Below are 12210 nucleotides of genomic sequence, written 5' to 3'. Positions count from 1 at the left end.
TCAAAAATGGCAAAAACTATTTTTAAGTGTATTGATGCACATACATGTGGAAACCCTGTAAGGGTCGTTACCACAGGAAAACCTAATCTTGTTGGTAAAACGATGAGTGAAAAAAGGCAACATTTTCTAAAGGAATATGATTGGATTAGAAAAGGGTTAATGTTTGAACCTAGAGGACATGATATGATGAGTGGAAGCATCTTATTTGACCCTCATGATCCAAAAAACGATTTTGCTATATTATTTATAGAAACTTCTGGGTGTTTACCCATGTGCGGACATGGAACTATAGGAACCATTACTATAGCTATTGAAGAAGGCTTAATACACCCTAAAATCCCTGGTAAAATAAAAATGGAGGCTCCAGCAGGTTTGGTAGAAATTGAATATCATCAAAACGGGAAAAAGATAGATTGGGTAAAACTCAAAAATGTAAAATCGTATCTAGCTGCAGAAGCATTAACAATTACATGCTCAGAACTTGGTAAAATCAAATTTGATGTCGCTTACGGCGGCAATTATTATGCTATTATTGATCCTCAAAAAAACTTTAGTGGGATACATAATTTCACTGCAGGAAAGTTAATACAATACTCTCAAGAAATAAGACAACGCATAAATAATGAATATCCAGATTATTTTATACATCCAGAAAACGATACGATAAGAGATGTTAGTCATATCCTTTGGACCGGCAATCCAATACATACTGAATCATCTGGAAGGAATGCTGTTTTTTATGGTGAAAAAGCCATAGATCGCTCACCTTGTGGCACAGGAACCTCTGCTCGAATGGCTCAATTATATGCCAAAGGGCTATTAAAAAAAGGAGAAGATTACATTCATGAAAGCTTTATTGGCAGCACATTTATTGGAAGAATTGAAGAAGAAACTATTCTAAATAATAACCAAAAAGCTATCGTTCCAAGTATAGAAGGGTGGGCCAAAATATATGGCTATAATACTATTATAATTGACGAACAAGATGATCCATATGCACATGGGTTTCAAGTGATTTAACTCTAGTCGAATCAAAGAATTTAAAACTTAATACAGACTAGTACTGCAAACACACTCAAATGTATTATTATGAATAAAAAAGTGATTGTTATCGGTGGCGGAATCATAGGGTTATGCACAGCTTATTATTTACATAAAGCAGGGCATCAAGTAACTATAATTGATAAATCTACTATGGATTTTGGAGCCTCGTATGTTAATGCAGGGTACCTGTCTCCAAGTCATATCATACCAATTGCGGCACCGGGAGTAATGAAAAAAGGGTTAAAATGGATGTTTGATTCTTCTAGTCCCCTATTTATTAAACCACGTTTTAATCTCAATTTCTTACGATGGTCATTAGCCTTCAATAATTCTTGTTCTCAAAAAAATGTATATCGAGGTGTTCCTGCAATTAAAGATATTGCAATTTTGGGGCGTGATTTATATTCGGAAATTAAAAATGAAGAAAAATTCAAGTTTCAATTAGAACAAAAAGGTTTACTTATGATCTGTCAAACCAATAAAATGCTCGAAGAAGAAACTGGTGTCGCGGAAATTGCAAAAAAAGAAGGATTACCCATACAAGAACTTACACCAAATGACTTAAAAGAGCTAGAGCCTAATGTTTCAATAAATGCAAAAGGAGCTATTTTATATAAATGTGATGCGCATACTACTCCTGGTATGTTTATGGAAGAAATGAAAACTTATTTACAGAATGCAGGTGTTGTTTTTCGTAAAAATGAAACAGTAAAAGATATTAAATTCAAGAATGATACAATTATTTCATTAAAGACTACAAACACAACATATTCTGCCGATGAATTTGTTCTTGCAGCAGGATCTTGGTCTCACCTTCTAAGCAAAAAAATAGGCCTCAAATTACTTCTAGAAGCTGGTAAAGGCTATAGAATTAATTCTGAAAGAGAATTAGGAATCAAATACCCAGCTATTCTAGCAGAAGCAAAAGTTGCTATTACGCCAATGCATGGCTTTACAAGATTTGCTGGCACTATGGAGATTGCAGGGATTAATCATAATGTAAACCCCATACGAATTGAAGCTATTGCTAATGCTACAAAACGTTATTATCCCGAAATTACATTAACTCCTGAAGAAAAAAAAACTGCAGCTTCAGGTTTACGTCCAGTATCTCCAGATGGTCTACCTTATATTGGGAAATCTCAAAAATGTAACAACTTAACAATTGCAACAGGTCATGCTATGATGGGTTGGAGCATGGGTACTGCAACAGGAAAATTAGTTTCAGAGATTATATCAGATAAAAAAACATCATTAAGTCTTGATGCATACCATCCGGATAGAAAATTTTAGACAATTTCCTTATCTCTTAGAAAGTACGTTTACAAAATTCCTGTTTGACGTTTATAAAATGCATCCTGTTGTTTTTTCATCATTTCCCGAGCTATTTTCTTCTTATATGCATATAATTCTTCTTCTTCTGTTAAATCGTTATAAACACGATCGTTTATAGTATGATCCGTATCTAGTACTATTCTGCGTTGGCTTTCTTTTTGAGTTACCCACGTTTTTACTTCACCTTCTATATCCTCAAGTTTAAAATCATACTCTCCTTTTGGCGATAATAATTTAGCAAAAATTGGAGATGTTTCTATCGCTAGAAATAATAAGAAAATAAAAAACGAAGGCAACCATGGCAATTCGTTAAGAGCTGTAACACGAGCCATTAAACCATCAAAATTATCAATAATGGGTTGTGAATTGACTATTTGATTTTCGTACGCTAGTGCTAATTCGTTTTTTTGAGTCTCTAAACCTATAATCTTATCATTATTGGTCTTTTTTAAGGTGACTAATGCTGCTAATGCTGCATCATGCTTTTCTCTTTTTTCTTTATAAACTGGGCCTTTACCTATGCGCTCTGTTCCTTTTCTGCCTTCGGCTTCAGCTATATAAGTTTCATAAAGATTATTTACTTCTGTTTCTTTGGTAGAAACCTCTTCTTTTAAAGAATTAATTTCAGCATCTATTGCGGCAATTGCTGGGGTATATTGTGTAGCTATTTGCTCTTTATTGGCTAAGGTTAAATCATTTTTTTGCTCCAATAGAACACGATCAATTTCTTTCTCGAATATCTTTAATTCTAAAGGTTTAGAAATTACAACAGCTATAATTATTGCAAGAATAAGTCTTGGCGATGCTTGCAAAAACTCATCTAGGAAACTTTCTTTTTTCCTAATGGTCGAAACTATAAATCGATCCAGATTGAAAATTAACAATCCCCATACTAATCCAAAAAATACAGCTCCAAAATAATTATCAAAAACAGTATACAGTGCATAACTGGCGGCAACAAAAGCCATAACTGCAGTAAAAAAAACAGTAGCACCTATACCTGCATATTTGTTTTGTTCTCCACTAGAACAACTATCCAAAATATCAGCATCTGCTCCTGAGCATAAAATAAAAAAACGTTTTAACATAATCTAAGGGTTTTGATTGACAATAGATATAACGCTGATTTATAGGTTAATGTTGCATCTACAACCCTATAAGCGTGGTGTTAATCAGAAACAAAAAACTCCTATAAAGGAGTTTTTGACTATTACAAATGATCTAAAACAAGTAGCTTAACTAATTATTTTCTTTACGAGATTTTTCAAACGCTCTACGTTCTTCCTTCCGCACTTCTTCCATTATTTTTCTGGCTTCTTTACGGGCTTTTTCTGCTTCTCTCCTTACTTCTACTTGAGCTTTTCTTGCTTCATCTAAAGCTTTTCTTCTAGCTTTACCGGCTTCTTTTCTGGCTTTATGAGCGCTATTTCTAGCTTTCTCTCTAGCTCTTTCAGCTTGCAACATTGCTATATTAGCTCTTTGTTCAGCTTGTACCGAATGTAGCATTGCCATTTCTTCAGCTTTTAACCTTGCAATTTCAGCATTATGCATAGCACGCTCTCTGATTTTGTGAGACTCTTCCATCGCTAAATTCGCTTCTTCCCTAGCAATTATTCTAGCCTCACGTGCAACTTCCATAGCCTCTCTGCGTACTTCTTCGGCACTCTCTCTTGCTCTTTCTGCAACTTCAATTGCATGAGCTCTAGCTTCTTCTACCATGTGCATTACATTTTCAATTTCATGCTCATGCTCCATTTCTGCCTCGTGCATCGCCTCTTCTACCTCATCCATTTCGGTGATTACTTCATCTTCTTCAATCTCTTCGTTTATTTCTTCATAGGATGCGCCAACAGCTGGGGCTTTAGAAGGTTTTAGTGGTTTGGGTGGTTTGGGATATGTTCTTTTCTTACTCTTTTTTAGTTTAGGTGGAGCCGGCGGTGCTGGTATAGTACTTGCTTCTCCTTTTCTTACCTTTGGTGCCTTTGGTAAAGGGGGTGGTGGAGGTATTAGATCATGAGCATTTGAATCGGCTTTATACAATCTCGTTTTTCTATACGTTTCATTTAATTTCTGCACTAACCCATTATCTGCATTATTAATCTGAACATTAAAATTAAAACCAGTAAGTTCATCATCATTCCATTGTTTAGTAATCTCATCAATAGTCTTAGCAAAATTTGATACTTCAGTTGTCTTACCATTTACTTTGATTTGATCACCATTGATTTTGATTTTAATCTTTTTGTTTGGATCTGTATCTTCAACCGTCTTGGTATAATTTACATTTTTTTGCTGCGCTATAATTTCATGATTAAAAAGTAGCATACAGCCTAATAACATAGGTAAAAGCAGCAGCATTTTAGCCGCTGCTCTAGTCTTTGAAAATTGTTGTGACATCATAATAATTCGTTTTTTGGTTAATGAATAATTAATAGGACTTGATAACTCAGCTTGATTAGTGCTGTTTGGATAGTTAACAAGAAGATTCATGTATTGATGTAGCGAAAATTGACGTTTTAAAACGGTTTGATCTGCTAAGAATTCATGATTTAATTTAATAGCTTTTTTTATCCAGAATAACAACGGGTTAAACCAAAGAACAACCTGTAAAATTTCTACAAATAATATATCCAGAGTATGTTTTTGGGTGACATGTGTTTGTTCATGAAGTAAAACTTCTTTAGGGATACTTTGCTCCTGATACGCTTTTTTAGATACGAAAATATACTTTAGAAAAGTATGTGGTACGACAGCAGTATTTCCCACTAAAACATTAACATGAGATGATTCTTTTAAACGCTCATTCGTAGTAATTTTTAAGGTTAAGTTTTTAAGGTTTCTTAAAAATCGAAAGCCAAAAATTAAAAAACCAACCCCATAAACACTATATAGTAAAAAGAGTGTATAGTTTACTGAAGGCGTTGATACATCTTCATTGGATATAGTAGTCATTATAATTTGTTCCTGATGCTCTATTTGAGGTTCTACAGGTATTTTAGTAGTCGTATAGGTAAAAGTAACAGTAGGGATAACCAGTGCAAATATTAAACTTAGAATTAAATAAAACCGTTTAACATGATGCATCTTCTCTTTTTCTAAAAACAAAAGATAAAACCCCCAGAGGACAAACATGCAAAGCGATGATTTTATTAAATACACTATCATTACTGTTGTTTTTTGATTTGCTGATCCACGATCTTTTTGAGCTCTTCTAACTCTGATGTAGATAGATTAGTCTCTGAGGTAAAGAAAGAGGCAAACTGTGATGCAGAGTTATTAAAAAAATTCTTTATCAGACCATTTACATGTTTTGAAAAATAGTCCGTCTTTTTAACCAGTGGGTAATATTCTCTAGACTTACCATACAACTTGTAATCTACAAAACCTTTATCCTTCATTCTTTTTAATAAAGTCGCCACAGTGGTAGTAGCAGGTTTTGGATCTGAGAAAGCATCAAGAAGATCCTTCATAAAGGCTCTCTCTAGTTTCCAGAGATATTGCATAAGTTGTTCTTCAGATTTTGATAACTGCATTACTCTACATGATTAGAATTAACTCTACAAATGTAGAATAAAATATTTTACAAGCAAAAAAAAAATCACTTTCTATATTAAAATTACTGGAAAACCGTATATAAGTTACTAAATATCAATTATTTAACTTTTATTTTACATTTCTAAAAAAAGACAAGTACGGGGAATTTGTACCTTTAAAAATAAGATTTAACCAATAAATTTATTACACAATGAAAAAAATTATTTTATCAATAGTGACTCTTTTGAGCGCTATAGGATTGCATGCGCAACACAATTACGACAACCAAAACACCATTTACAGTTTAAATGGAAATGTAGGGATTACAACTACCACACCAACCGCTAGGTTACATCTAAATGCATTAGAGAGAACTGCTCTTAGACTTTATCGTGAAAATAGAACGGATAAATACTTAAGTATCTGGCATGGCACAGGCGGTGCAGTAATCGAACCTATACGTTCAGATAATTCTAATGGCATACTCTACTTAGGTGGATATGATACTCCTACAAATGTCTTTTTTGCTAGAAGAGGAGGAAATGTTTCTATTGGGACAACTGATGTCCAAGCTAAACTACACTTAAATGCATTAGAAAGAAAAGCTTTCAGAATTTATCGAGAAGATAGAACAGATAAATACTTAAGTATTTGGCATGGTACAGGTGGTGCAGTAATCGAACCTATACGCTCAGATAATTCGACTGGAGTTCTATACCTAGGAGGGTATGATACCCCTACCAATGTTTTTTTTGCTAGACAAGGTGGAGATGTGGGCATCGGAACTACAAATACAAGAGGGTATAAGTTGGCTGTAAACGGGAAAATACGTGCAAAAGAAATTGTAGTTGAAGCTAGTCCTTGGCCAGATTTTGTTTTTAAATCCAATTACAACCTCTTACCACTAAAAGAAGTGGCTAAACATATCAAGACTAAGGGTCACTTACCAAATATTCCTACTGAAAACGAAGTGCATCAAAACGGTATTAGTTTAGGTACGATGAACGCAAAACTATTGCAAAAAATAGAGGAGCTTACTCTTTATACAATCCAGCAAGAAGATCAATTAAATTCTCTTCAAGAAGCACTTAAAACTGTGCAAGCAGAACTTAAAGATCTAAAAAAACAACACTAATCAACCTTATATTATAAAGAACTAAAATAAGGTCGTCGAATTACATAAGCTCCTAGTTAATACTTCTAAGATCACAGCATTTACATCTTCTAGGGATGACTTATTTTATTCGAACGACATTTAATTCTCTTATGATATTTAAAATTATTTAAAATGAAAAAAATAATCTTCACACTAATCGTAGTAACGTTTACAATTCAATTTCACGCACAAGAGCAATTTAGCAGTATTAATCTTTTTGGTAGTAACCCTACTCCATCTGTAAATGGTTTCTTAAACAAACTTGAATTTACACAAGGTAATCATGGGGCGTTGGTATTTCATCCTGGGCAAAAAGACGAATTAATGTTTGGTTTCCACAAAAATGGTAGCTTTTATTGGGGAACTGGACGCTCTGCTACAAAAAAAGACTATTACTCTATGTATTTAAATGGAAGTAATGGAGATCTAAGAGTTCTAGGAACCACAACTATAAAATCTACTTCAATACTTGGAAATAATCCTACACCTTCTGTGAATGGGTTTCTAAATAGATTAGAATTTAAAGGTGGTGCTCATGCCGCATTGGTATTTCATCCTGGACAAAAAGACGAATTAATGTTTGGGTTACACCAAAATGGTAATTTTTATTGGGGGACAGGACGTTCTGCTACAAAAAAGGACTACTACTCTATGTATTTAAATGGAAACAATGGAAACCTAGGAATTCGTGGCAAACTTACCTCTAGTGAAGTTGAAGTTAAAGTTGGTGGCTGGGCTGATTTTGTTTTTAATGATGATTACCAACTACCATCACTAGAAGAAGTTGAAAATCATATCCAGAAAAAAGGACACCTTGCTAATATTCCTTCAGAAATAGAAGTAATTCGAAATGGCATTAATTTAGGGGAAATGGACACTAAATTACTTCAAAAAATTGAAGAGTTAACCCTATATACCATTCAACAAAACAAAGAATTAAAAGAATTGAAAAGCATCATTAAAAACCTTCAAAGTAAAGTTCAAGATCTTAACAAATGAAAAATAAAACTCTTAAAACTCAAATTATGAAAAATTTATTATTTCTATTTCTTATTCTTACAATAACATGTAATCTTACTGCTCAAGATCAGACGATTAACGGCAAACTTACCGTAACTGAAAGTATAAAATGGGGAAGCACAGGAGCCATATTAAATACCGACCAAGGGGCTTCTATCGAATTGAGAGGCAATGGAATACCTTATCTTGATTTCTCCAACGATCCAACAATCGACTTTGATTTAAGATTAATCTTGAGAGGAGATAATTTACTTTCTTTTGAAGGTGGAGACATCAAAATGAGTAACAAACTATCGGCTAGACAAAGTATAAGTTGGGGAAATACGGGAGCCTTATTAAATACCGACCAAGGAGCTTCTATTGAATTGAGAGGTACTGGAATTCCATATCTTGATTTCTCTAATGACCCAACAACCGACTTTGATATGAGGTTAATTCTAAGAGATAACAATACTCTTGGAGTTTCAGGTGGTAATATGGCAATAGATGGAGCTTTAAAAGCTAAAGAAATAGAAGTTAAACCTAATGTATGGGCTGATTTTGTTTTTAATGAAGATTACAAACTTCCTACCCTAGAAGAAGTTGAAAATCATATCCAAGAAAAAGGACACCTTGCAAATATTCCTTCAGAAAAAGAAGTGATTCAAAATGGTATTAATCTAGGAACAATGGACGCTAAATTACTTCAAAAAATTGAAGAGTTAACCCTTTATATTATCAAAATAAATAAAAGGGTTGTTGAATTAGAAAAGGAAAATTCACAATTAAAAAATCAAAACTAAACGATGAAAAAATATTTATATACTATATGCCTGTTAATTGCTTTCAGTATTCAAGCACAGACTAAAGTTGGTGAAGAAATTACTCGTACTCACCAAAGTCCACATCCATATCAAGGTAATACTACCAATACCTATAAAATGGTATGGAGCCAAGAAATATCACAAAAAGGTGCAGGTTATGTGGCTGTACACTTTAGCAAAATACAGCTAGCTACGAATGATTTTATAATTGTACGAGATGTAGACAATACTAGATCCTGGAAATACTCTGGAAATACGATCCGTAAAAGAGGTAATAGTTTTTGGAGTATTCCTATTTATGATGACAAAATGATCATTGAAATCTTTAGTATCAACCCTAAGGGAGGATTTGGGTATACTATTGATATTGTAGCCAAAGGATATCCCATAGAATCGTTAAGAGCTCAAGAAGATGAAGCTCTTTGCGGTGCTGATGACTCCAGAAACGCTATTTGCTATTCAAATAACGAACCAGATGCATATAATCGCTCACGTGCAGTAGCTAGATTATTAATTAACGGGACATCTGCTTGTACGGGTTGGTTAATTGGAGATAATGGCCAGTTAATGACTAATGAGCACTGTATCCAGAATCAAGCTGACGCGAACAATGTAACTGTAGAATTCATGGCGCAAGGAGCAAATTGTGGTACAAACTGTGATTCTTGGTTTGCATGCCCAGGTACTATTGAGGCTACATCTGCAAATCTTATTCGCGCTAATGCCCCATTGGATTATGCTCTTTTAGACTTAAATACGACTACTAATTTACCTCAAACTTATGGTTTTCTTCAATTAAGAGATACAGGTGCTGTTCTTAACGAACGTATCTATATCCCTCAACACCCACGAGCTTGGGGTAAGCGAATTGCATTACTTTCTACAGATCCAAATGATCAAGGAGGTGTAGCTCGCATATTTTCTTTAACCCGACCTCGTTGTGGTGGTAGTGGTAACGATATAGGCTATTTTGCTGATACCCAAGGTGGGTCTTCTGGATCTCCAGTTTTAGGGTATGGAGACAACCTAGTTGTCGCATTACACCATTGTGCTAATTGCCCAAATAGAGGAGTACCAATTGAACTGATCATTCAAAATTTAGGTAATGACTTACCTCCTAATGCTCTTCCATCAGATGGATGTCCTAATAATCTGACCGTGACCCAAAATGTCCCAGGAGGAACTACCGATAATCAAGAAGCGGCAAATATGCTAACTGCCAATAATACAATTGCGAATGGCGGTATTGCAACCTATACTGCGGGTCAAAAAGTGGTCCTCTCAACAGGTTTCAAAGCTTCAACAGGGTCAAAATTTACGGCAAAAATTCAAAATTGTAGTACATCTAGAGAAGTAGTATTCACTTCAATAGAAAAAAGTTCACCCGCTGTAGAAAAAGTAGAATCTGATGATTTTATAATACATCCAAATCCAACAAATAGTGAGTTCATCATTTCTGCAAACTCTTTAAAAAATCTAGATAACACTTCAATAAAAGTGTATGATATTCTAGGAACTGTAAAACTAAAACAGGATATTTCATCTACCAAAAACAATGTAAATGTTCAAAGCCTTGAAGAAGGCCTATATTATGTTATTATATCAACTACTAGAGGAACCTCGGTTTCTAAAAAATTATTGATAAAACGATAATTTCTTTATTTAATTCTGAAGTATAAAAAAGGGGGAATTTTATTTCCCCCTTTTAACATCAAAGGTATATTGATATTATTTATTCTTTGAAAGCTCGGTAAAATATTTATAAAAAAGCGGAATTGTTTCGATACCTTTTAAATAGTTCCAGACGCCAAAATGTTCGTTAGGAGAATGTATGGCATCACTATCCAACCCAAATCCCATAAGAATAGTTTTACTTTTTAATTCTTTTTCAAACAAAGAAACAATAGGAATACTTCCGCCACTGCGTTGTGGAATTGGTGTTTTACCAAAACTATCTTGATACGCACTACTCGCAGCCTGATACCCTAAACTATCTATTGGTGTAACATATCCTTGACCACCATGATGAGGCGTTACTTTTATAGTCACTCCATCTGGTGCAATACTTTCAAAATGGTTTTTAAATAAAGTTGTTATTTCTTCCCAATCTTGATTCGGGACTAAACGCATTGAAATTTTAGCATATGCCTTACTCGCAATTACAGTTTTGGCCCCTTCTCCGGTATATCCGCCCCAAATACCATTTACATCTAGTGTAGGCCTAATTGAATTTCTTTCATTTGTACTATATCCTTTCTCTCCATAAACCGCATTAATATCTAAGGCTTTTTTATATGCTTCAAGAGAAAATGGTGCTTTTGCCATCTGTTCACGTTCGCTATCAGATAAATTCTCTACTTTATCATAAAATCCTGGGATGGTAATATGATTATTTTCATCATGTAAAGAAGCTATCATTTTGGTTAGAACATTAATAGGGTTTGCTACTGCTCCCCCATACAACCCACTATGCAAATCTCTATTAGGACCGGTAACCTCTACCTCTACATAACTTAATCCTCTTAACCCTGTTGTAATCGATGGCACATCTTTAGCGATCATACCGGTATCACTAATTAAAATTACATCATTAGCTAATTTTTCTTGATTATTCTCAACAAACCAACTCAAACTTTTACTTCCAACTTCTTCTTCTCCTTCAATCATAAATTTCACATTACAAGGCAGTTGATCGGTCTCAGTCATGAGCTCTAGTGCTTTTACATGCATATACATCTGTCCTTTATCATCACAAGAACCTCGTGCAAAAATAGCGCCTTCGGGATGAATTTCAGTTTTCTTAATTACAGGTTCAAAAGGAGGGCTATCCCATAAATCTATTGGATCTGGTGGTTGTACATCATAATGTCCATATACTAAAACCGTTGGTAAACTAGGATCAACAATTTTTTCTCCATACACTATTGGATATCCCGGAGTTAGACAAATTTCTACAGCATCACAGCCAGCGGCTTCTAGGCTTTTTTTGATTACATCAGCCGTTTTGATTACATCCTTTTCATAAGCAGAATCGGCACTAATTGATGGAATTTTAAGTAATTCAAGAAGTTCATTTATAAAACGATCCTTATGTTCTTGAATATAAGTATGTATATGTTGCATATTATGAGTTAATTTTTGTCTAAAAGTACTAAAAGTTTATATTTTTTCGGCTTGGTCTTTTTATTTTAAAAGTATTGTTTATATTTGCACTCGCTTTTACAGATAGTCCTAAGCAATGTAAGAGTTAGTTAATGCGGGCGTGGTGGAATTGGTAGACACGCTAGACTTAGGATTTAACCAAGTATAGGTTCTTAA

10 protein-coding genes are annotated in these 12210 nt (G+C 34.1%); 6 read left to right on the top strand and 4 right to left on the bottom strand.

Annotation, left to right across the window (positions count from 1 at the left end; translation table 11 throughout):
* The first annotated feature begins 6 nt into the window (after positions 1 to 6).
* Together D1816_RS19490 and D1816_RS19485 are read left to right on the top strand one after the other, a co-directional pair.
* The gene (locus D1816_RS19490; RefSeq protein WP_118505090.1) at positions 7 to 1020 is read left to right on the top strand and encodes a 4-hydroxyproline epimerase; all 1014 of its coding nucleotides are present in this window, start codon (positions 7 to 9) and stop codon (positions 1018 to 1020) included.
* Positions 1021 to 1089: 69 nt separating this feature from the next.
* Positions 1090 to 2337 (top strand): FAD-binding oxidoreductase, encoded by a 1248-nt coding sequence (locus D1816_RS19485; RefSeq protein WP_118505088.1) that lies wholly within the window; start codon positions 1090 to 1092, stop codon positions 2335 to 2337.
* 29 nt (positions 2338 to 2366) lie between these two features.
* On the opposite strand, the gene D1816_RS19480 is transcribed toward D1816_RS19485, so the two are convergent.
* The 3 genes from D1816_RS19480 to D1816_RS19470 all read right to left on the bottom strand — a co-directional run bounded on the left by D1816_RS19480 (position 2367) and on the right by D1816_RS19470 (position 5912).
* Positions 2367 to 3467 carry a DUF4407 domain-containing protein gene (locus tag D1816_RS19480; protein ID WP_118505086.1) on the bottom strand — a complete coding sequence of 367 codons (1101 nt, stop codon included), beginning with the start codon at positions 3465 to 3467 and terminating at the stop codon, positions 2367 to 2369.
* A gap of 151 nt (positions 3468 to 3618) precedes the next feature.
* Complete coding sequence (locus tag D1816_RS19475) at positions 3619 to 5511, bottom strand: M56 family metallopeptidase (RefSeq protein ID WP_158597801.1); 1893 nt, start codon at positions 5509 to 5511, stop codon at positions 3619 to 3621.
* Between the two features lie 32 nt (positions 5512 to 5543).
* Complete coding sequence (locus tag D1816_RS19470) at positions 5544 to 5912, bottom strand: BlaI/MecI/CopY family transcriptional regulator (RefSeq protein ID WP_066314791.1); 369 nt, start codon at positions 5910 to 5912, stop codon at positions 5544 to 5546.
* A 212-nt stretch (positions 5913 to 6124) separates the two neighbouring features.
* Between D1816_RS19470 and D1816_RS19465 the strand changes: the two genes are divergently transcribed.
* The 4 genes from D1816_RS19465 to D1816_RS19450 all read left to right on the top strand — a co-directional run bounded on the left by D1816_RS19465 (position 6125) and on the right by D1816_RS19450 (position 10545).
* The gene (locus tag D1816_RS19465; RefSeq protein ID WP_118505081.1) at positions 6125 to 7048 is read left to right on the top strand and encodes a hypothetical protein; all 924 of its coding nucleotides are present in this window, start codon (positions 6125 to 6127) and stop codon (positions 7046 to 7048) included.
* Between the two features lie 153 nt (positions 7049 to 7201).
* Positions 7202 to 8068, top strand: a complete 867-nt coding sequence (locus tag D1816_RS19460) for a hypothetical protein (RefSeq protein WP_118505079.1) — start codon at positions 7202 to 7204, stop codon at positions 8066 to 8068.
* 26 nt (positions 8069 to 8094) lie between these two features.
* A complete protein-coding gene (locus tag D1816_RS19455; protein WP_147405137.1) occupies positions 8095 to 8871 on the top strand; it encodes a hypothetical protein in 777 nt (258 codons plus the stop codon).
* Positions 8872 to 8874: 3 nt separating this feature from the next.
* Positions 8875 to 10545, top strand: a complete 1671-nt coding sequence (locus D1816_RS19450; protein ID WP_118505075.1) for a serine protease — start codon at positions 8875 to 8877, stop codon at positions 10543 to 10545.
* A 75-nt stretch (positions 10546 to 10620) separates the two neighbouring features.
* Here the strand turns inward: D1816_RS19450 and D1816_RS19445 are convergent, their stop codons facing one another.
* The gene (locus D1816_RS19445) at positions 10621 to 12015 is read right to left on the bottom strand and encodes a dipeptidase (RefSeq protein WP_066314803.1); all 1395 of its coding nucleotides are present in this window, start codon (positions 12013 to 12015) and stop codon (positions 10621 to 10623) included.
* Between the last annotated feature and the right edge of the window lie 195 nt (positions 12016 to 12210).

Origin of the sequence: Aquimarina sp. AD10 (assembly GCF_003443715.1) — a bacterium.
Lineage (GTDB): Bacteria > Bacteroidota > Bacteroidia > Flavobacteriales > Flavobacteriaceae > Aquimarina > Aquimarina aggregata.
Note: the sequence above shows the minus strand (reverse complement) of the source record. Positions and strands in the feature narration are given on the sequence as shown.

Bases quoted from the DNA above. Each gene is read 5' to 3' on its own strand.
- D1816_RS19465 (WP_118505081.1), top strand. From the start codon at position 6,125: ATGAAAAAAATTATTTTATCAATAGTGACTCTTTTGAGCGCTATAGGA.
- D1816_RS19470 (WP_066314791.1), bottom strand. From the start codon at position 5,912: ATGCAGTTATCAAAATCTGAAGAACAACTTATGCAATATCTCTGGAAA.
- D1816_RS19455 (WP_147405137.1), top strand. From the start codon at position 8,095: ATGAAAAATTTATTATTTCTATTTCTTATTCTTACAATAACATGTAAT.
- D1816_RS19490 (WP_118505090.1), top strand. From the start codon at position 7: ATGGCAAAAACTATTTTTAAGTGTATTGATGCACATACATGTGGAAAC.
- D1816_RS19460 (WP_118505079.1), top strand. From the start codon at position 7,202: ATGAAAAAAATAATCTTCACACTAATCGTAGTAACGTTTACAATTCAA.
- D1816_RS19445 (WP_066314803.1), bottom strand. From the start codon at position 12,015: ATGCAACATATACATACTTATATTCAAGAACATAAGGATCGTTTTATA.
- D1816_RS19475 (WP_158597801.1), bottom strand. From the start codon at position 5,511: ATGTTTGTCCTCTGGGGGTTTTATCTTTTGTTTTTAGAAAAAGAGAAG.
- D1816_RS19480 (WP_118505086.1), bottom strand. From the start codon at position 3,467: ATGTTAAAACGTTTTTTTATTTTATGCTCAGGAGCAGATGCTGATATT.
- D1816_RS19485 (WP_118505088.1), top strand. From the start codon at position 1,090: ATGAATAAAAAAGTGATTGTTATCGGTGGCGGAATCATAGGGTTATGC.
- D1816_RS19450 (WP_118505075.1), top strand. From the start codon at position 8,875: ATGAAAAAATATTTATATACTATATGCCTGTTAATTGCTTTCAGTATT.